We start from the raw sequence: 19,801 nt of genomic DNA, 5'->3' as shown, positions 1-19,801 counted from the left end.
GGACTCGCGATGGGCATCCTCGGGGACAGTCTCGACAAGGCCGCGGCGGCGAACTTCACCCGGCCCATGCCCAAGTCCGCACAGGCGCAGATGAGGTTCCTGGTGAAGAGCGAGAAGGGCACGAAGGCCGTCGCGGTGCTGCTGGGCGTCTCGCAGCGCACCGTGGAGCGCTACGTCACGGGCCGGCTGAGGCGCCCACGCAGGGACCTCGCCGCCCGCCTGGCCTCGGAGGTACGCAAGCGCTGGCAGCCCCGGGTCCGGGGCAGGGCCAAACGGCAGGCCGCCACCGCCGGCGGCATCGTCATCGAGACCCGTGCGCGGTTCGGCTACTCCGCCGCCCCCGGCACCACCGACGACGCCCGGCTCCGGCGCGTCACCCAGCACCTTCCGCCCGCTTACGCCGCCCGGCTCTTCGACGCCCAGGCCGCAGGCGCCGGCGAGCAGCAACTTCGCGAGATCGCGGCCGAAGGTCTGCAGGAGATCTACTTCAAGGACCGCGGCCGCCGCGCCCAGGACCTCGTGGTGGAGTTCACCGATATCGACTACGTCGAACTCGACTACTGACGAGCCGGTTTGCCGGTACAGAGCTATTGCGGCGCGACCGCATCGCGTTGCCGTGCCGATGGCACAGGTTGATCTTGGCGTCCGACGCCTCGAACAGGGGCTTGCCCCGTCCGATGAGGACGGGATGGACGTAGAGGCGGTACTCGTCGATCAGATCGTGCCGCATGAAGGCCGCGGCAAGGCCGGCGCCGCCGAGGACCAGATCTCCGCCGTAGGCCCGCTACTCGAGGGATCGGAGTCGGCTGTCGGCCAGAACCCGGCCATGAGCTCATGGGTGACGCGTCCGTTCAGGAAGGCGCCCACCGTCCTGAGCTGTTCGTTGAAGTGGCGGTGCAGCTCGTCGTCGACCATGTGTCAGTCGATCTGGCGGTCGGGTCCCTCCATGAAGCCGTCGACGGACATCGACATCATCAGGATGATCTTTCTCATCACGGTCCTCGCCGAAGCCGTCGGGGCTGCCCCCATGGATGGCCACGCCCCCTCCTTGAGGGGCCGGCAGTCTTCCGCTGGCCTGCTCCCACTGTGCCCGGTGCGGAACGCCCCCGTCCTGGCCGACGGACAGCTCGGCGGACAGGGAGTCACCCAGGTGGGCGCCGCGGCCGCTGCGCACGGCCCGGGGATCAATGTGTCGCTTCGGCCTGGGCCTCGACGGGACCCGGAACCGAGCAGGGTCAGTGGTGAGACTTTTGGCTTGAGCATGACCGGAAGCGCCTCCGGCGTCTCTCCGGGCCGCCTCGATGTCCGCAGAACGAATGACAAGGGAGAATGGCGGGAAGTCCGCCTCCTGCCCGGTGGGCGGCCCCAGAACCTGCGCGTGCCGTAAGTGGAAGGATCATCCGGTGCCATCAGATCGGCCGGGGGACGAGAAGGCTCACGGTCCGCTCTGGTCCGAGCCGGGGACGCTGCTGGAGCATGTGGCCGTGGCTGTCTTCGGCGTGGACGACGCCGATCGGATCTGTTACTGGGGACCCGGCGCGCGGACCCTGTTCGGGTACGAGTCCGCGGCGGTGCTGTCGGCCCCCGGCTCCGTTCTCTTCCCCGGCCCGCCCGCAGGCGCCCCCGACGCATCCACCCGGATGGCGGAGCGAGGGAGAACCCTGGGGTACTGGCGCGGGCGGCTGCCGGCACGGCATCAGGACGGCACCGTCTTCAACTGCGGCTTCCGGGTCTTCCCTGTGACAGGGAGCGGTGGGCGCACGGTGGTCATGGCCCTGGCGAGCCGCGGTGACGAACTCGATCGGGTGAAGACGAACCTCGCCTTCCTCGACGCCCTCTTCGAGACCTGCCCCATCGGCCTGGTCATGCTCGACGAGGAACTGCGGTACGTCCACCTCAACCAGGCGCTCGCCGACATGGACGGGCTCCCCATCGAGGAACACCTCGGACGACGGATTGACGACATCATGATCACGTCCGACGGCGGAGAGTACCCGCGCATGCTGCGAGACGTCGCCGCGGGGGGCCGGTCGATCGTAGGGACTCTGGTGGGCATGCGCACACCGGGCTATCCGGATCGTGACCAGGTGCGCTCGGTGAGTTTCTTCCCCCTCAGCCAGGCAGGCGGCACACGGCCCGGTGTGGGCGGTCTGCTGGTGGACGTGACCGACCGGGAGGAAGCCATCCTGGAGGCCACCGCCGGCCGCCGGCGGCTCGCTCTGCTGAACCGTGCTTCTGCCCGCATCGGCACCACCCTGGATGTGAGGGTCACAGCCCGTGAACTGATCGAAGCCGCGGTGCCGGACTTCTCAGACGGCGGCGTCGTGGAAGTCGTCGAGTGGATGGACGACCACGAGGTCTTCGATCCGGATCTGCCGCTGCTCACCCGCCGTATCGCCTCCGGAACCACCCTTCCGCCGCCGGCCACGGAGCTGGTGAGCGGGCTGGAGACCGTCAGGTACCCGCCGGGCTCCATCATTCACCAGGTGCTGCGAACGGGCCGTCCGGTCTCCGCACCGGTGAACGAGGAGTTCATGGCCCGGACCGTCCTGGACCCGGCACGCGCCCGGCTGCTGGCCGACAGCGGCCTGGCCTGCATACTCATCGCCCCGCTCATCGCCCGTGGAACGGTCCAGGGAATCGTCATGTTCGGCCGGTCCGCGGCCCGCCAGGCGTTCACCGATCAGGATCTCGGCCTGGCCGGTGAACTCGCCTCCCGCGCCGCACTCTGCCTGGACAACGCGCGTCTGTACAGCAGGGTGCAGGACATTGCGCTCACCCTCCAACGCGCACTGCTGCCCAGCGCGTTGGCGACCAGCCCCTACGTGCTCATCGCCCACCGGTACATGCCCGGCAGCCACGTCACCGAGGTCGGCGGCGACTGGTACGACGTCATCGCACTGCCCGACGGCCGGGTCGCCCTGGTCGTCGGCGACGTGATGGGACACGGTGTGCCGGCCGCCGCAGCAATGGGCCGGCTGCGCATCACCACCAAGGCGCTGGCCAGGCACGACCGTGAACCGGAGGAGTTGCTCTCCGAGCTCGACCAGTGCGCGCAGGAGGCGGGCATCGAGCTGGCGACCTTCCTCTACATCCTCTACGACCCCAGGACAGGGCGTGCCCGCATCGCGAGCGCCGGCCACCCACCACCGCTTGTACTTCACCCGGACGGGACGGTCGAGACCATCAGCGACGTCCTGGGAGTCCCCCTCGGGGTAGGTGGCTGTCCCTTCCGGTCGACGGAGGTCGAACTACCCGAGGGCGCCACCCTCGCCCTGTACACCGACGGTCTCATCGAGGCACGCAGTCAGGACATCGAAGAGGGCCTGGAGGCGCTCCGCGCCGAACTGCGCAAGGAGCCGGGTCCCTTGGAAGCGACAGCGGACCGCATCCTCGCAAGCCTGCTCCCCGACCCGCCGACGGACGACACGGTGCTCGTCCTGGCCCGCGTACGCCGCTCGCCTGCCGACGGCGGGCCGGGCACCGAGGGATCTGCGCCACCTTCGTCCCTCTGACCGTCCGGCGATCTCGGGCGCCCCGAACTCGCCGCCTAAGTGCTGTTGCTTTCCCGGTGCGGCGCCGGCATGACCACCACCGCGGCGGTCCCGAGCCCACGGTCCTCCGCCTAGGCCAGGCAGACCGGCCGACGTCAGGAGCTCGTGAGGATGACGAGTTGCTGGGTCGCTCGGGTCATCGCGACATAGCGGTCGACCGCTCCTTCGATACCCTTGCCGAAAGCCTCTGGGTCGATGAGGACGACCAGGTCGAACTCGAGCCCCTTCGACAGCTCCGGGGTCAGCGACCGGACGCGGGACGTCGCCCGGAACGTGGGATCGCCGATGACGCAGGCAATCCCGTCGGCATGCGCAACGAGCCAGGTGTCGAGGATCGAGTCCAGATCGGAAACAGATCCGTGTACGACGGGGACGTCGCTGATGCGGATGGAGGTCGGCACATTGGCGTCCGGGAGCAGGGCTCGGATGACCAGCTCGGCTTCCGTCATGACCTCTTCCGGCGTCCGGTAGTTGATGCTCAGGGAGGCCACATTGATCCGGTCGAGTCCGATCCGCTCGAGCCGTTCCTGCCACGACTCTGTGAACCCGTGCCTGGCCTGGGCGCGGTCCCCGACAATGGTGAAGCTCCGAGACGGGCAGCGGGGCAGCAGCATTTGCCACTCTGCGTCGGTCAGTTCTTGAGCCTCGTCAACGACGATGTGCGCGAACGGGCCGGCGAGAGAATCCGGGTCGGTGCTGGGCTGTGCGGTCTCGTCGATCAGGCTGTCCTGCAGGTCCTGTCCGCGCAGCATCGTCACCGCACCTTCACCGTCGTCATCGGCCTCGAGCAGGTCGTCGATGACGCTGGCCATGCGCTCGCGTTCGGCGGCGACAGAGGCGTTCTGCCGACGCTTACGCAGTGACGCCTCCGGGTCGCCGAGCCGCTGCCGTGCCGCGTCCAGGAGCGGCAGGTCGGACACCGTCCAGGCCTGGGCGTCCTCGCGCTGCAGCTTCTGAACATCATCGGGGCTGAGCCAGGGAGCGCACATCCGCAGGTAGGCGGGTACCGACCACAGGTCTCCGACGAGGTCAGCCGTTTCGAGCAGCGGCCACGCGCGGTTGAGGGTCCTGATCAGCTCTTTGTTGTGCAGCAGCGACCTCCGGAACAGGTCGGGCGAGACGTCGCCGTCGTGCTTGTCCATCAGGATCGTGAGCAGCCCCTCCCAGATCTGGTCGCGCGCTTCGTTGTGCGGAGTACCTGGTTCTGCCGCTTCGAACGCCTCGGCCCAATCGTCGGCGCTCAGCCAGATGTCGGACCAGGAGGTCGTGACCGTCATCCCCTGGGTGGGCGGCTCTTCGTAGAACCTGACGGCCGTCTCGATCGCCTTCACCATGTTCGCGGACGACTTCAGGAGGGCCACGTTCGGGTCGGTCTCGATCGCTGCTCCGGCTCCCTCGGCGACGAGGTCCCGCAGGGTGCAGGTCTGCACGCCCTCCTCTCCGAGGCTGGGGAGGACGTCGGCGACGTAGGCCAGGTAGGGCCGGTGCGGACCGACGAACAGCACGCCGCCCCGGCGGTGACCGAGGCGAGGGTCGGAGTGGAGGAGGTAGGCGGAGCGGTGCAGAGCGACGACGGTCTTCCCCGTCCCCGGACCGCCGTCGACGACGAGAGCGCCGCGGGATCCCGCCCGGATGATGGCGTCCTGGTCGGCCTGGATGGTGGCGAGCACGTCTCGCATCCGGGTCGACCGGTTACTGCCCAGGCTGGCGATGAAGGCAGACTGGTCGTCGAGCGCGGCGTGCCCTTCAAGTCCGTCAGCGGTGAACACCTCGTCCCAGTAGTCGCTGATCCGGCCGCGGGTCCAGCGATACCTGCGGCGGCTCGCCAGACCCATCGGGTTGGCGTGGGTCGCCGCGAAGAACGGCTCGGCCGCGGGGGAGCGCCAGTCGAGCAGCAGCCGACGACCCGTGCTGTCGGTGAGGCCAAGTCGTCCGATGTACACGGGCTCGGGGTTGTCTGCGCTGACGATGTGTCCGAGGCACAGGTCCAAACCGAAGCGATGCAAGGCGCGCAGACGACCGGTCAGCCGGTGGATCTCCATGTCCCGCTCCATCGCCTCCCGGCCAATGCCGCCGGGCGCCTTGCGCTCGGCATCGAGGCGGTCGGACAGTTCGGCGATCGCCTGCTCGAGGCTCTCCGTGATGGCCGCGAAGTGCTGCTCGTCGCCGGCGATCAGCGTCGGGTCGGCCTTGGGGGAGAGGTGGTCGGCAAGGTCGAACGCGCTGGTAGTCAGGGGGTTCATGTCATCAGCTCCGATCCGAGGTCGCGCCCGCGAAGTCCCGCGGCGCGCAAACCCGCACCTCGGCGCCGAGTGCCCGCAACCGCAGCGCGAGTCCCTCCACCGGCTCGACGTCACCGCACGACCCATAAACCGACAACAGCACATGCACTTCGTGAATCTCCTATTTCCGCAGGTTCTGGCCTCGGCCAGCGATTCTGCGGCACGACCCGGGTCTTGCCGCAAGCCCCCCGGTGCGCTATAAGTTGAGAGTGGCAAGGGGTGGGTACTCATCTTTGCCTTTATCGCCCGCTGTGGACGGACAAGCCCTTCGCGAGGCGCCGACATGCCACGTACGGCGGTTTCGTCGGCCCAGGAGGATCTCCCATGGGGCCTACATGCAGCGCGGAACGAGAAGTTCTCACCCTCTTCAGCAAGGCCGGCTCCAGGCCCAGGTGAGGTATCACGCCCGGCAGATGCACAGACGTCACGGCCGCGGGCCGTCTCCCTAACTGCCGGTCACCACCGGCAGTTCGGAGGGCAGGCCCCATTCGCTCCAGGACCCGTCGTACACCGACAGCTCGCGGTACCCGGCCAGTTCGGCGCCCAGCGCCAGGACGCAGGCGGTGACACCCGACCCGCAGCTGAAGACCAGCCGTTCCCGGTCGCCGGCGAGGGAGGAGAAGGCGGCGCGCAGTTCCGGCGCCGGGCGCATCCGGCCGTCGTGCAGTATCTCGCCGAACGGCAGGTTCATGGCGCCGGGCATATGGCCGCCGCGCAGTCCCGGACGAGGCTCGTCGGCCGTGCCGGAGAACCGCTCCCGGGAGCGGGCGTCGAAGACGGCGACGGTCGGATCGGCGAGGGCTGCCACCACCTCGCCGCTGCCCACGAGCAGTCCCGCGCGCGGCCGCGCGGTGAAGTCACCCGGCCCCGAGGGCACGGGCTCGCCGCACTCAAGCGGCAGTCCGGCCGTGATCCAGGCGGGCAGGCCGCCGTCAAGTACCGCCGCCCGGTCGAAGCCCATTGCGCGCAGCATCCACCACGAACGTGCGCTGGAGTAGATGCCCGCCCCGTCGTAGACGACGACGGTGGCTGCGTCGTCGACGCCGAGGGCCCGCATCTCCTCGGCGAACGCGTCGGCACAGGGCATCGTGTGAGGCAGCGGGTGGGGGTGATCCGACAGAGCTCCGTCGATGTCGAAGCGCCGTGCCCCGGGAATCCGCTGCCCGGAGCCTCGATGCGTGCCCACCGACGCGTCGAGGATCACGAGCCCGGGCTCGCCCAACCGCGGCGCCAGCCAGTCGGAGCCGACCAGCGGGCCGGGCAAGTCATGTGGGGTTGTGGCATCCCGTTCCGAGCACGCTGCCGGACGTACTGATTCCGAGGCCTCGACACGCACCAGCTACCCCTGTCAACTAAGCCTGTCCTGCGGTCCAGTTGAGGATCCTATGCTCAGCGGACTTGTCGGACGGATGTCAGCCAAACGTTTCACCCGGCTTCGAGGGGCAACACGAGTTCCATGACTGCAGAGAACGAAAAGAACACGAAGCCCACCGACAATGGGGCCGCGCGCCGAGCCGCCACCAAGACCGCTACCGTCAGCGAACGCGCCAGGCAGGATTCGCAGGAGGCCACCTCGAAGGCCAAATCTTCTGCGCGGGACGCCGAAGAGGCGGCGACGTCCGGTGTGCGTTCCGCAGGCGATGCCACCAGGAGCGCCGGGCGCGCAGCGGCTGCGGCTGTGGAGGGTGGACAGCGAGCTGTTGTTGCCACGGCAGGCAAGGCGGCCTCGACCGCCCTCACGACATGGACCGTCATCAAGAACAGGAAGGCCATCGCCACCGGGGCCGCCGCCGGTCTTGCCGGGGTTGCCGGGGCGGCGTTCGCCCTGGGCCGGCACACAGCCAGGCCGCAGGGTGGTCCTCTGACCCGGCTGGTCCGCGGGAACTTCTGAAGGGTGTGGACACGGCTCTGCAGGGTGGAGAAACGGCCTTGTACTCGTAGCCGCTTCCCCTCGCGAAGACGCCATCTGCTGTCCTCCGCGAGGCAGCCCACGCCGGACAGGCGCTTCCCCAATCCTCGCGTACCGCCCCGCCCACTCCTGCGGCGGGGCTGCCGCGTGCCCGCCGCGAATCCCGGCATTGGACGCCGGTACGGAGGCCGGGAAGACTTATGCGGGTAAGCCGTGGAATCTTCCGGTTGGAGACGCCTCCCATGAGCGAGCAGTCGTTGCCCCGCCGCAGTCTCAGGGATCTTGAGGTTTCCGCATTCGGTTTTGGTGTGACGGTTCTGTGACCCGGGGTGTACGGGAAGGTCGATGACGTGCGCGGCGAGCGGGCCCTGCTCGCCGCCGTCGACGCCGGTGCGACGCTCATCGACACGGCGGACGGCTATGGCGGGGACGGTCTCAACGAGCGGCTGATCGGCAGGGCGCTGAGGGGCCGGAGGGACGATGTGGCCATTGCCACCAAGTTCGGATTCCGGCTGCCGGCAGGTGTCGAGCCGCACCCCTTCCCCGTCGGGTTCGCTTTCGGTGAGCTGGCGGTCAACGGCGACCCGAAGCATGTACGGGGCTATGCCGAGGCCAGCCTGAGAGAGCTCGGCACCGATTACATCGACCTGTATTACCCGCACTTTCCGGACCCGCTGGTGCCGCTGGAGGACACGGTGGGCGCGGTCGCCGAGCTGATCGAGGCCGGGCTGGTACGCCACCTGGATCTATCCAACGTGACCGCCGGCCAGCTGCGTGCCGCGCATGCCGTGCATCCCGTCGCGGCCGTGCAGACCGAGTGGTCGATGTGGCGGCCGGTCGCCCCCGATCTGCTGGCCGCCGCAAGGGAACTGGGTGCAGGCGTGGTGGCCTGGTCTCCGCTGGGTGCTGGGCCAGGACGAGCATGTCGTCCCGATCCCGGGCAGCCGTACGCCGGCACACATCAAGGAGAACTTGTCGGCCGCGCGGGTCGAACTGACGGCGGCTGTCCGGGAACGCCTCGACGCGATCCTCGCCGACACCGAGGTCCAGGGCGGCACCCTGTTGTAGCTCAAGAGCGCCGGCTCGCACCTGCCCAGACGCGGAGCGTTAAGTCGTTGCGAACCATGGCACCGCGACGCGGTTTGTGAAGCGCCTGCGCGAGCATGGGGCGATCCGTACGGGGCAGGCGACCTGTATGGGAACGCTGAGCCGATGGGAACAAGCCGTAGAGCGGTGGGAAAATGCGCTGCTCGCCAAGGTATTCCGTAGCGACCCCGTCGAGCTCCTCGACGCTCTGCGGCGGGAATGCGATGGCCACGCAGTGGTGTGCAGCAAGAGCCGTGTGGTGGTCCCCAACGCCTACAACGTGGAGCTTGCCGACGGTGTGTACGAAGAACTGGCACGGCGCGGCAGTCAGGTGGGACAAGCGCTGACGGACAGTCTGGCGCGCCACGCCGAGAGAAGCGGTTACGAATGGGCCGGCCCGCTCACCGTTCATGTCGCCAAGTCGAGCCACGTGCCCAACGGCCGGTATCGCATATCCAGCAACGCCACACCCAATATCCGTGCTGACGGGTTTGCGGTGTCCTAACCTCGATTCGTCAGTGGGATCCGGTCGCTGGCCTGTTCGGCAGTTCACCCGTAATGTCCCCGGGTCGTTCGGGGTGGGCCGTCGCGTGACGCTGCGGGTGCGCCGGGCTCCACGGGCCCGGAGTGCTGTCGGGTCTTCTCCTTCCTGGTCCTTGTCGAGGCAGTGTCCGGCCGTCAGGTGACGGCCTCGAGGGCAGTGAGCCGCTGCCAGCAGGTGGTGAACCGGATCGCCGCCCCGGTCTTCCGATCACGTTCCGCGAGCATGGCGCCGAGGATTGCACTCGCGGTAGCCGCAGGAGCGGGCGCTGGCAGGCGTGATCAACTACCTGTGCATCCCCTGGTGACGATGGTCTTTCGCCAGTTGCGGGCTTTCAGAGGTCATGAACCTAACCAGAAAGCGGCGTAGGAGGTCGTTATGGGCACCGCAAAGCAGGACGGCGCAACGAACGTCGATGAAGAGCCGACCATGGATATGAATCTTGAGGTCGTCGTGATGCCGGTGGCTGACGTCGATCGTGCCCTGCGGCTTCTACCAGGGCTTGGGGTGGAGGCTCGAGGCGGGCCCGGGAATTCCGGATTGTGCAGCTGACGCCTCCGGGGTCGGGATGCTCCATCCAGTTCGGCCGCGGAGTCACCCCTGCGGCAGCAGGCTCCGCCCAGGGCATGTACCTCGTCGTCCAAGACCTCGACCAAACCCGCGCCCGACTGATTAGCCAGGGTGTCGAGGTTAGCGAGATCTTCCACCGCGTCTACGACACCGGCGCCCAAGAACAGGTAGACGGACCAGACCTAATGGTCTCAGCTACCACTCGTTCGCGACGTTCAGCGACCCGGACGGCAATGGGTGGCTGCTTCAAGAGGTCCGAGTGCGACAGCCTGGACGATGACGGCCGCAGAACCGAGAAGGTCACGCCACGGCGATCACCTGCGTGAGACCTGTCAAAGACCGAGGCAGGACAATCCCACGCCGCATCCCCCAGCGGCCGTGCGGCACGCGCTTCACACGAGCGCACCGGCATGGACCATAGACGCAGTGGCGGACGCTCCTACCGCTGGTCCCGCCGTCGTCCACTCACACGTCCTGTGATGCGGAGCGTCCACGGAAATGGGACTCTTGAAGCTCAGCCTCGGGGTACGGGTCACCGACTCGAGATTGATTGCTCAGCAGGAGGACCGCCCATGATCAGAGTTATGCGGCCGCTTCTTCACGGCGCTGTTGCGGGACTCGCCGGTACGACCGCGCTCAATATCGCAGGTTATGCCGACATCGCGCTTCGAGGCCGGCCCATCAGCGATACACCTGAGATCACAGTGCGTAGCCTTGCTGCGAAGCTCCGTATTCGAATCCCCGGGGACGATCAGATCCTGGAGAACCGGATCGCTGGCCTTGGCCCCTTGACCGGATACACCGTGGGGCTGGGCATGGGGGCGGCGCTGTCATTGGCACAGGCTGCTGGTTGGCCTCCGACGAAGGCTTCCCGCTATGTCGTTGCGTCTCTCTTTGCCCTAACGGTCACAAATGTGCCGATTATTCTTTTGGGAATCACGGATCCACGGACCTGGGCAACCACGGACTGGGTCTCAGACATCATCCCGCATGTTCTCTATGCGGTAGTCACAGTCCGCGTCATTGACAGGCTGGAAGCAGCGGGCCCCAGCAATTGATGGCCAGATCCCGCAATGACGCCCTCGTGAACCTGCCACCAGCCACTGCCACCGCTCGTCGGGCTGTCGGGATTCGGCGAGCGCGGATGCAAGCGCCCCAGCGATGCTCCGGCAGCCTTCGACTACCGCTTCTGGGCCCTGTACCGCTTGAGCAGGGTGGTGATCTTCTCGTGGTTCGCTCTGCCGTTCAGCTCGCTGATGAGATCGTCAGGGCAGAGTTCGTAGTGGTCGCCCCACCACCGACGCCCCCTGTTGTCCCAGATTCGGTAGCCGCCCGGTACGCCCCTGGCCACGTACCGCCGTCTGCTCACGGTGCACCCCAAGGCGGACCCTGCTGTCCGCTTCCCTGCACGTCCCCTCCTGCCCCCGACTATGGGCGCACAGTAGCGTGGGCTGTGGCGGAGTGGTGAGGGAGGGATTCGGGGTGCCGCTTGGGGGCGGTTTCCATAGCCCCCAAGCCGCGGGTGCCGCCGAAGTTGCCGTCCCCCCGGAATCGAATGTGCGAACCCTTGACGAATATGTTTTCGAGCTCTCGTCGAATCCGGGCCCGAGGGGGCGTGCCCACGGGACTGGACTTTCGGTGACCCTCAATTCGCCCCACAGGATTCGTCGACTCACACACTTCGAAGCCAAAGCGCCACTACATTGAGCAACGGGGTCCTCACTGTCGGACAGGGACAGTAGAAGGACATGCAAGGGGGGAACATGACGACGATTCTCTTTGTGCACGGCACAGGTGTGCGCTCCGAGAGGTACGGGAAATCGCTGGACCAGGTGCGGGCAGGTCTCGGCCGGGTCCTGCCCGACGTGAGGGTGGAGCCCTGCGCCTGGGGCGACGTGCTGGGAGTCGCACCGCGCAACGGCGGGGGAGTCCCGCGGGTGCAGGCGTCGCTGCCGCGTGCACGAGCCGGCGTGAACTGGTCCGACGCCGAACGAGCCGTGTGGGCAAGGCTCTACGACGATCCGCTGTTCGAGATCCGGCTGTCCGCGCTGGACGAACGAGTCAACGTGTCCGCCACCTCGCCCCGGGCGCTCGCTGTACTCCAGGACCGGCTACGGACTCTCCCCGAGAGGGCCACCATTCAGGCGCTCGTACCGGAGGAAGGTGTCGCCGATCTGAGGAAATCCGTGGAGGACCTCCTCGCGAACGAGGAATTCGATTCTGCGCTGCCCACGTTGGCCGCAGCCAAGTCGAACGACCTCATCGGCCGCGCGATCACCTCGCGGTACATCGGCGTGCGTGAGCACCAGAGCCACACCGTGCTCGTGCCGGCCGAGGAGCGCGACGCCCTGGCCCGGGCCATCGCCGACATTCTCGGCGGCGGGGCCCTCGGCACGGGACGCAGAGCGCTGGAAGCGGGTTGGCGGACCGCCCAGTTCGTGGCCAAGCCCGTGGTCCGGCGATACCGGGAGGACATCCTCGACCACTCCACCCCTGCGGCGGGCGACGTCCTCATGTACCAGGCCCGCGGGAACCCCCTGCGGACCTTCCTCGCCGAGCGCGTCCAGGACATCGAAGGCCCCGTCGTCCTGCTCGGCCACAGCCTGGGAGGCATCGCTTCCTTCGAAACGCTGGTCGCTTCCGCACTGCCACAGGTCGAACTGCTGGTCACGGTCGGCAGCCAGATCCCGTACCTGTACGGCCTGGACGCCCTTACCACCCAGCGCTACGGAGCAGCGCTGCCCCGCCACTTCCAGGCGCCGTGGCTCAACATCCACGACCCCGTTGACCTGCTCGGGTTTCCTGCCGAACCCCAGTTCAAGGACCGGGTGCGCGATGTCGTGGTGAATACGCGCGAGCCGTTTCCCCGGGCACACAGTGCCTACTGGGCCACCCAGGAGGTGTACGAGGCCATCGGTTCGGCAGTCAAGGGGCGAGCGAAGTGACCGTACGAGCTCTGGTGGTGTGTCCAGAGATCTACGAAGACCCCTTGTTCAACGATCTTCCCGGATCGTCCGATACCGCGGTGCGCTTCGTCCGGTGGCTCGTCGAGCATGTACGGGAGGCGTGTCACGTCACGCTGCTCACCAATCCCGCCGGGTCCGTCACCGCACTCGACGAACTGCTGGCGAGCGTCGGGGGGACGCACCGAATCGAGGTGGACAAGCCCGTCCACGCAACGCTGAGCCGGGAATTCATTCGGCCTCAGGGACGGCTGGACGACCTGCGACCGGACGACGCCTTCGTGCTGTACTGGCTCGGCCACGGTGCGGTCAACCGGTCCAACTACCGGCACTCGCTCTATCTGCCGTACCGCTCGTACATGGAGCTGGAGGACATCCAGGCGTACATGCGCAAGCGCGGACGGCCGGATCGCCAGCTCTATGTGATCGACGCCTGCCGCGAACGGGACAGACCACTTGAGGTCGGCCCCTACGGCTTCCAGCCCGTGGTCGCGGCCGCCAGTGAAGTACCGAATCCGGACTGGGGCGATCAGCTCGTCCTCTATGCGGCCAGGCAGGGAGAACAGGCTGCCATCAACAGCGCGGGAGGCGCGTTCTCCAGCCGTCTGATCGAGGCCCTGACCCGGCTGCCGCAACGGGACAGACTCGAAATGCAGCCCGTCATCGACACCGCCGTTGCACTCGAAGGAGAATTCTTCGACGAGCATCAGCGCTTCGAAGTCGACCACATCCCGACACACGTCATGTTCTCCGGTATCAGGCAGCCGGACATCAGTCGTGACTACCGCCACCGGATCACGGTCAGCGACCTGGAGACCGACCGGCTGTGCGCGATCATCGCCGCCGCGGAGATCACCGCACTGCAGGAGGGGGAGGTCAGAGGCAGGCTCGCGGCCGCCGGACTGCGCCTCGCCGAACCGGATGCCCCGCTGCCGGAACTGGCCGGCAAGGTGGCCAGACTCCCGCTTCGGGACGACGGTCACCACTACCTCGTCACCCTGTGCGCCACGCTGGCGACGATCAGCGGGATAGGGACGGAAATCCGTGACTGGTACGCGAGTTTGACCGCCCGTGCGGCTCTGCCCGAGCTGCCGTTGGCCTCCTTCCCGTCCCCTGTGGAGCAGGAGGAGTACAACCTCGTCGTCGAGATCCACCGCACTGACGAGGAGGGCCACATCACTGGGCAGATCAAGAGCAATCCTCTTTACGCGATCCGGGCGTGGTTCTACGCCGGCCACGAGCCCAGGGAGATTACCTTCGATCAGCACGTCTGGCGCAGGTCCCAGTTCCCCGAGGCCATCGCACTGATCTACGAGCAGAGTTCCAGGCAAGTGGTCAGGGCGGAGTTGAGCGCTGCGCGGGTCGAATTCCTCGTGGACCGGGATCTGTTCGACGAGCGCTTCGACAACTTCCCGACCTCTGCCGTGGAAACAGGTGTCGCGCCGCAACTGGGCGACACCACCCCAGTGGTGCTGCGTGACCGCTGGCGGTACCAGCATGGGACGCAGTTGATGCTCTTGGAGCGGCGGGCGACGCTGCTCGACTCCGTACCTGCCGCCTCGCTGCTCTGGGACGCATGTGTCACGCCGGCGGATGTGACGGCCGTGAGAAGGGCCTTCAATCGCGGGAGAGCTGAGCCCGTCTGCGCCGGCATCGTTCTCGCCCAGCCCAGAAGTGAAACTCCAGCCCTGCACGACAACGTAGGCACAGCGCTCAACAACGGTGCGGCGGTGGTGGTCTGGCCGCACCGGCAGTGCCGGGAGGAGCGCCGCGACGACATGGTCGCCCAGCATCTCTGCAGAAGCACGGATGTGCGGCGGATGCTGGAGGAGCAGTTGTCGGGCCGGCCGTTGAAGGACGTTCCCGACATCATTTTCGACCTGCGTCACGAGAACGACGAGTACAACGGTGTATTCCGTGACATGGCCGTACTCTTCGACGACCCACGTCGTTCTCCGTTGGTCCGTACATTGGCTGCCCAGCCCATCGAAGGGGATGGACGATGACCAGTCTCGAGGAACTCGGCGGCCCCGTTCCGCAGTGGTGGGTGTACCGAGGTCGCTGGAAGGACGGCGACGGCCCGGGCTGTGCCACTCAGCAGTTCCCCGAACCGCCCCCCTGGCGAAGGTTCGGACTGGACGGCATCGTCGAGCCCCGAGAGGAAGGCGAGGGCCCCGGGCCCGACGACCCGAAGGCCCCGGTGCCGGCTCCGAAGGCCGATCCGGAAGCTCCGTCATGGGAGGACCGCATCGCGGTGTCCTATCAGGGCGACCGCAACGCACACGACTTGGTGAACGCTGCGATTCATCTCCGCAGACCCCTGCTTGTCACCGGACCGCCGGGCGTCGGTAAGACCACGCTGGCCGCAAGCGTGGCCAAGGAGCTGAACCTCGGCCCCGTACTGCGCTGGGGCATCACCAGCCGCTCCACTCTGCGCGAAGGACTGTACGACTACGACGTCCTTGGCCGATTGCACGATATGAATCTGAAGCAGCGGTCCGGACACTGGAAGCGGCAGGAGTCCGAGCGGGAGGACATCGGACGCTACATCCGGCTGGGACCACTGGGGGACGCCCTGCTGCCGCGGCGCCTGCCACGGGTGCTGCTTATCGACGAGATCGACAAGAGCGACGTGGATCTGCCGAACGACCTGCTGCACGTCTTCGAGACGGGGGGTTACGAGATTCCGGAGTTACGGCGTATCGACCGTTCCCCCGTGCACGTCCTCGGCTCGGACGGCAACGACCGGGTTCCCGTGCACCAGGGACGGGTGCGGTGTGCGCAGTTCCCCGTAGTCATCCTCACGAGCAACGGCGAACGCGAGTTTCCTCCGGCCTTCCGCAGGCGCTGCCTGTTTCTGGAGCTCGAACGCCCGAGCGGGGAGAGGCTGCACGCCATCCTGCGGAAGCATGTGCCGGAGCTGACCGACCTCGCGCAGGTCCAGGACGTGATCACCCGATATGAGACTCTCGGGTCGCAAGGCCGTCAGCTCTCGCCCGACCAGCTGATCAACGCCGTGCGTCTGCGGCTCAACGCACAGCTCGGTCCACAGGACCTCGCGACCATCGAGCGCGCTGTCCTTCACCCGCTCTCGGGGGCGTGAGCGGTGGATCCGGCGGCCGTGGCAGCGGCCCTGCTGCACTCGGAGGCGGACATCGGCCTGGAGGAGGTCTTCGACGTCGCCTGGTTGGCCGGCCGTCTGACGACCTCCCCCGACGCCTCCCTTCTGCTCCCAGCCCTCGAACCGGAGGGTGGGATCCCGCGAACGCAGCTCGTGGACGGAGCCGGAGCCCCAAGAGGACAGCCGAAGGCCCGCGAGGCCGCCGCTGACGGCGTGAGCGTCTTCCTTCCCCGGGCCGAGGCCGCGCTGGCGGCGGCAGGCGGTGCTTTCAGCGAGGCCGTACACGCACCCGGTGCCACTCGGCTGCTCGCCGAGCGGCTGCCACTCGGGCGTGCCCTGCGTAACCTGCCGCGCACGAGCCCTTCCCCGGTGCGCACCGAGGTGGACGAAGTGCACACCGCGGAGTGGTCTGCGGCGACAGGGCTGGTCCTTCCGGTCGCAACGCCGGCGCTGGAGCCGCGATTCGACCTCACGCTGGTCTGTGACACGGGCGGGTCCATGAGCCTGTGGGAACAGCTCATGAGGGAGATGGCCACAGCAGCCGCACACCACGGCGCCTTCCGGTCGGTGACCGTGCGCCGGCTGCGGTCCGACGACGAGGAGGCCGCGCTGTTCGGACCGGGCGGAGACACCGGATTCGGTGAGCTGGTCGAGCCCAACGGGCGGCGCATCGTGGCCTTCGTGACCGACGCGGTCGGGCGCGGCTGGCACGACGGCCAACTCGCCGGACAAGCCAATCGGTTGGCCCGCCACGGCCCAGTGGTCGTCATCCATCTGCTGCCACGCCATCTCTGGCCGCGCACGGGTGTGAACCCGCTGCCGGTGTACTTCCATCCCTGTGCCGAGGGAGCGAGTGGCGCGCAGGCCGGCGCCGGTTCGTACCGGTTCACTCCGGCGGGCTGGGCGGTGTCCGACCTGTGGCCTGGTGGGCGTCCGCCGGGGGGCGGCCGCCCACATGCCGTACCCGTCGTGCCACTGGATCCTGCAGCACTGTCCCGCTGGGCCTCGCTCGTCGCGGGAGAACGCGGGCGCGTCGTCTCCGGATCCGGCTGGATCGTCTGGGAACAGGAGGCCGACGAGGACCGGCCCCGCCCGGAGTTCCCGCCGCCCACCGCCATGGGGGCCGGGCGCGTCCACCCCGGCATCCTGCTCAGCGAGTTCGACGCCACAGCGACCGTCCGGGCGCGGCGGCTGGTCCGGCGTCTCGCCACCGCCCCGCTCAACCTCTCCACCATGTGGCTGGTGCATCTCGCGACCAGCAGATGGGCGAACGAGCCCGCCGACCCCGCCCCACTGGCGGAGGTGTTCCTGAGCGGGCTCCTGCGCCGCAGGCCCGGAACCGGCATGCGTACCGAGGCCGCCCCTCCGGGCAGTGACGATTACGAATTCGTGGGCAACGTAAGGCAGTTGTTGCTGGAGGGCATGGACCGGGAAGAGGCCATCGCCACCTTCTCCACGGTCTCGGCGTTCGTCACCGGGCTGCTCGGCCGCTCGCCCCTGGCCTTCCCCGCACTCCTGGCATCGCCGGGCGACACCGCGCTCATCAGCCAGATCGACACAGAAGTGCGCCCCCTCGCCAAAATCGCCGCCCAGATTCTCAAGGGCTTGGGGCCCGCCTACCGGGACGCGGTGCAGCGGATCGAGAACGCCATTCAGGCCCTCGCACAGCCTCAGACGCCGCGCGGCCCGGGCGGGCTCCCGCCCGAGGACGGACAGGTGGCCGGCTTCGGCGGCCCGGCACCGCACACAGACGCACCCGCACCCGCCCCCGGCGCGGCCGCACCCGCACCCGCCCCCGGCGCGGCCGCACCCGCCCCCGCCCCCGCCCCCGGCGCCGCTGTACCGGCCCCGGCCCGCCCGCGCGTCCATGAGGCCGCCCCCGCGGCCGCCCAGGAGAACGAGCCACCACCCGAGCCGACGGAACGCCGTGCACCTCGGCCCGCCAGGACCCGCCCGGGCAAACGGGTTGCCGTTCTGGGCGCCGCACACTGCGGGAAGACCACCTTCCTCGCCGCTGCCTGGCTGGCCGCGATCTCGGTACCGGAGGAGCGGGGCCGGTGGAACATCATCGCCCGTGGCGAATCGGACGAGGAATTTCTGGTTCAGCAAACGCGGAGCCTTACGGTCGTACGCCGCTTCCCCGAGCCCACTCTCACGCCGAAGCCCTTCTCGTACGTCTTCCGGGCTGAACTGCGCGGGACGCGCACTCCTTTCAGAAGCCCGGAGAGGGTCGACTTCACCCTGGACTTCTACGACGCCCACGGCGGGCACTTCCTGCCCCGCCGCTATGGAAAGGATCCAGTCCTGGACGCCCACCTGGCGCACTCGAACCGGATCCTCCTGCTGGTCGACCCCTTCAGAGCGCCGAACGGAGATCCCCAGGCCTCCTACCTCGCGCCTCATCTGTCCCGCCTCACCAGCGAGTTCCGCGAGCACGGCCGTCTCGAGGAGGGGCGGCTGCCCCACCATGTGGCGGTGTGTCTCAGCAAGTTCGACCATCCCGAGGTGTTTCGTGAGGCGCGAGCCGGCAACTGGGTCGGCCAGAACGAAGAGGGTGACCCCTGTGTGCCCCCCGAGGACGCGGAGCGCTTCATCGCCTGGCTCGCGCGGAAATCACCCGACATCAAGGAAATCCAGCGCCTGGTCGCCGAAAACTTCATCCCGGAGCGGGTGTCGTGGTTCGTCCTGTCCGCCATCGGCATCCACCGTCGAAAGGACGGCTCGGTCGATCTCGACGACTGCTCGAACCAGACCCGCGACGAGGACGGCACCCCCATGCTTCGGGGCGAGGCCCGCCCCTTGAATGTCCTCGAACCTCTCATCGCCCTCGGCCGGGCACGGGGAGACGGCTGAATGGGCACCCCCGGCATGATTCGGGCTCACTGGGCCGTGCTGTCCAAACCCCCGGCCGACGGCGGGGACTACCGGATTCTGACGTGCAGCGGCGGCCCGTCCGCGTACGAGGCGTTTGAGGACCTGGTACGCGAGACCCTGTTCGGCACACCCCCGCAGTGGACGGCCGGGGGGTCGCCCGGTGAAGGGCTGCCATGGATCTCTTTCGGCGCATTCGGTGACGGCGAGGTGTCGACGAGGCACGTCAGCGTCTCTGTCACCGACTGGAGCGGTCCGGTGGAGTCGTACTGGGACTCATCCGGCCGGCGCACCGCCTCGACCCGCTACTTCGTCCTGCCGTACGAGGACCTGGCGCGGCAGGGAATCGGCTTGACCGGCCTGTGGAACGCGGTCCGTCCGGTCGAACTCCCGCCCGTCGAAGGCGAGCGGCCCCTGGCTCTGGGCGTCGAGTCCGATCCGTTGCCCGTGGTCGCCGAATTTGTGGACGAGGAACTGGGTTTCGGCTGGGCGGCGGCCACCGCTGCGGTGGCTCTGGAGACTCCGCTCAGCCTGGTCTCCCGGTCCAGCAGATTCGCGCTGACCAGGCTTGCGACCATCGACGCCGTGGCATGGCTGCTCCCGTACGGCTACCGGGCCGCTCTGACGGCTTCGACCTGGGCTCCGGAGCCGGGGGCCCGCACCCCGTGGCTGTGCTACACCCACGCGTCAGCGCCGTCACGAATCCGGGTGCACGAGGGCGTTGCTCCGGAGCCGAGGTCGCGGGCCGCCCGCGCCCACCTGGCGCGCGTGCGGTTGCTGCGCCAAGAACTGGGGACTCTGGGCACCCTTCGGGAGCTGGCCGCTGATGTGCGTCCGGCCGTTCTCGGCGGCCGAATGTCGCGCGAGCCGTCGGAGAATGGCGCAGGGACACGGGGGGACTGAG

Annotated in this window: 15 protein-coding genes and 2 pseudogenes; 13 read left to right on the top strand and 4 right to left on the bottom strand. The window is 68.1% G+C overall.

The annotated features are described in order from the left end of the window. Window positions 1-9 precede the first annotated feature (9 nt). Window positions 10-564, top strand: a complete 555-nt coding sequence (locus tag AB0M62_RS24925) for an XRE family transcriptional regulator (RefSeq protein WP_366076502.1) — start codon at window positions 10-12, stop codon at window positions 562-564. 79 nt (window positions 565-643) lie between these two features. On the opposite strand, the pseudogene AB0M62_RS24920 reads toward AB0M62_RS24925, so the two are convergent. Beyond that, a pseudogene (locus AB0M62_RS24920) lies at window positions 644-993 on the bottom strand (dihydrofolate reductase family protein); the annotation flags it as partial. A 410-nt stretch (window positions 994-1,403) separates the two neighbouring features. Here AB0M62_RS24920 and AB0M62_RS24915 point away from each other — a divergent pair. Next, on the top strand, window positions 1,404-3,515 hold the full coding sequence (locus tag AB0M62_RS24915; RefSeq protein ID WP_366076501.1) for a SpoIIE family protein phosphatase: 2,112 nt from the start codon (window positions 1,404-1,406) through the stop codon (window positions 3,513-3,515). Between the two features lie 134 nt (window positions 3,516-3,649). On the opposite strand, the gene helR is transcribed toward AB0M62_RS24915, so the two are convergent. After that, window positions 3,650-5,797 carry an RNA polymerase recycling motor ATPase HelR gene (helR, locus tag AB0M62_RS24910; RefSeq protein WP_366076500.1) on the bottom strand — a complete coding sequence of 716 codons (2,148 nt, stop codon included), beginning with the start codon at window positions 5,795-5,797 and terminating at the stop codon, window positions 3,650-3,652. 484 nt (window positions 5,798-6,281) lie between these two features. Further along, window positions 6,282-7,100 carry a sulfurtransferase gene (locus tag AB0M62_RS24905; RefSeq protein WP_366076499.1) on the bottom strand — a complete coding sequence of 273 codons (819 nt, stop codon included), beginning with the start codon at window positions 7,098-7,100 and terminating at the stop codon, window positions 6,282-6,284. Window positions 7,101-7,292: 192 nt separating this feature from the next. Here AB0M62_RS24905 and AB0M62_RS24900 point away from each other — a divergent pair, with 192 nt between their 5' ends. From AB0M62_RS24900 to AB0M62_RS24875, 6 genes and pseudogenes are all read left to right on the top strand, one after another. Continuing rightward, window positions 7,293-7,727, top strand: coding sequence for a hypothetical protein (locus AB0M62_RS24900; RefSeq protein ID WP_366076498.1), 435 nt, complete (start codon window positions 7,293-7,295; stop codon window positions 7,725-7,727). 347 nt (window positions 7,728-8,074) lie between these two features. Beyond that, window positions 8,075-8,596: pseudogene (locus AB0M62_RS24895) on the top strand (aldo/keto reductase); the annotation flags it as partial. Beyond that, window positions 8,529-8,813: an aldo/keto reductase gene (locus tag AB0M62_RS24890; RefSeq protein WP_366076549.1), complete on the top strand. Its 285-nt coding sequence runs from the start codon at window positions 8,529-8,531 to the stop codon at window positions 8,811-8,813. The pseudogene AB0M62_RS24895 and the gene AB0M62_RS24890, both read left to right, overlap by 68 nt. A 127-nt stretch (window positions 8,814-8,940) precedes the next feature. Further along, entirely contained in the window at window positions 8,941-9,336 is a 396-nt protein-coding gene (locus AB0M62_RS24885; protein ID WP_366076497.1) for a DUF3662 domain-containing protein, read from the top strand. 414 nt (window positions 9,337-9,750) lie between these two features. After that, entirely contained in the window at window positions 9,751-9,924 is a 174-nt protein-coding gene (locus AB0M62_RS24880; protein WP_366076496.1) for a hypothetical protein, read from the top strand. 590 nt (window positions 9,925-10,514) lie between these two features. After that, window positions 10,515-11,000 carry a hypothetical protein gene (locus tag AB0M62_RS24875; RefSeq protein WP_366076495.1) on the top strand — a complete coding sequence of 162 codons (486 nt, stop codon included), beginning with the start codon at window positions 10,515-10,517 and terminating at the stop codon, window positions 10,998-11,000. A gap of 122 nt (window positions 11,001-11,122) precedes the next feature. Here AB0M62_RS24875 and AB0M62_RS24870 read toward each other — a convergent pair whose 3' ends face one another. Continuing rightward, window positions 11,123-11,311 (bottom strand): hypothetical protein, encoded by a 189-nt coding sequence (locus AB0M62_RS24870; RefSeq protein WP_366076494.1) that lies wholly within the window; start codon window positions 11,309-11,311, stop codon window positions 11,123-11,125. 394 nt (window positions 11,312-11,705) lie between these two features. Between AB0M62_RS24870 and AB0M62_RS24865 the strand changes: the two genes are divergently transcribed. Genes AB0M62_RS24865 through AB0M62_RS24845 form a run of 5 tightly spaced genes read left to right on the top strand, consistent with a single transcriptional unit; the run spans window position 11,706 to window position 19,800 of the window. After that, complete coding sequence (locus AB0M62_RS24865; protein ID WP_366076493.1) at window positions 11,706-12,887, top strand: hypothetical protein; 1,182 nt, start codon at window positions 11,706-11,708, stop codon at window positions 12,885-12,887. Next, the gene (locus AB0M62_RS24860) at window positions 12,884-14,911 is read left to right on the top strand and encodes a caspase family protein (protein WP_366076492.1); all 2,028 of its coding nucleotides are present in this window, start codon (window positions 12,884-12,886) and stop codon (window positions 14,909-14,911) included. Before AB0M62_RS24865 ends, AB0M62_RS24860 begins: the two co-directional genes overlap by 4 nt. Further along, a complete protein-coding gene (locus AB0M62_RS24855) occupies window positions 14,908-16,008 on the top strand; it encodes a MoxR family ATPase (protein ID WP_366076491.1) in 1,101 nt (366 codons plus the stop codon). Before AB0M62_RS24860 ends, AB0M62_RS24855 begins: the two co-directional genes overlap by 4 nt. 18 nt (window positions 16,009-16,026) lie before the next feature. Beyond that, window positions 16,027-18,879: an SAV_2336 N-terminal domain-related protein gene (locus tag AB0M62_RS24850; RefSeq protein WP_366076490.1), complete on the top strand. Its 2,853-nt coding sequence runs from the start codon at window positions 16,027-16,029 to the stop codon at window positions 18,877-18,879. 15 nt (window positions 18,880-18,894) lie between these two features. Next, on the top strand, window positions 18,895-19,800 hold the full coding sequence (locus AB0M62_RS24845) for a hypothetical protein (protein WP_366076489.1): 906 nt from the start codon (window positions 18,895-18,897) through the stop codon (window positions 19,798-19,800). Window position 19,801 lies beyond the last annotated feature (1 nt).

Origin of the sequence: Streptomyces sp. NPDC051219, from assembly GCF_040682335.1 — a bacterium.
In the GTDB taxonomy this organism is placed as follows: Bacteria; Actinomycetota; Actinomycetes; order Streptomycetales; family Streptomycetaceae; genus Streptomyces.
Note: the sequence above shows the minus strand (reverse complement) of the source record. Positions and strands in the feature narration are given on the sequence as shown.

Bases quoted from the DNA above. Each gene is read 5' to 3' on its own strand.
- AB0M62_RS24925 (WP_366076502.1), top strand. From the start codon at position 10: ATGGGCATCCTCGGGGACAGTCTCGACAAGGCCGCGGCGGCGAACTTC.
- helR (WP_366076500.1), bottom strand. From the start codon at position 5,797: ATGAACCCCCTGACTACCAGCGCGTTCGACCTTGCCGACCACCTCTCC.
- AB0M62_RS24900 (WP_366076498.1), top strand. From the start codon at position 7,293: ATGACTGCAGAGAACGAAAAGAACACGAAGCCCACCGACAATGGGGCC.
- AB0M62_RS24890 (WP_366076549.1), top strand. From the start codon at position 8,529: ATGCCGTGCATCCCGTCGCGGCCGTGCAGACCGAGTGGTCGATGTGGC.
- AB0M62_RS24885 (WP_366076497.1), top strand. From the start codon at position 8,941: ATGGGAACGCTGAGCCGATGGGAACAAGCCGTAGAGCGGTGGGAAAAT.
- AB0M62_RS24880 (WP_366076496.1), top strand. From the start codon at position 9,751: ATGGGCACCGCAAAGCAGGACGGCGCAACGAACGTCGATGAAGAGCCG.
- AB0M62_RS24875 (WP_366076495.1), top strand. From the start codon at position 10,515: ATGATCAGAGTTATGCGGCCGCTTCTTCACGGCGCTGTTGCGGGACTC.
- AB0M62_RS24865 (WP_366076493.1), top strand. From the start codon at position 11,706: ATGACGACGATTCTCTTTGTGCACGGCACAGGTGTGCGCTCCGAGAGG.
- AB0M62_RS24855 (WP_366076491.1), top strand. From the start codon at position 14,908: ATGACCAGTCTCGAGGAACTCGGCGGCCCCGTTCCGCAGTGGTGGGTG.
- AB0M62_RS24845 (WP_366076489.1), top strand. From the start codon at position 18,895: ATGATTCGGGCTCACTGGGCCGTGCTGTCCAAACCCCCGGCCGACGGC.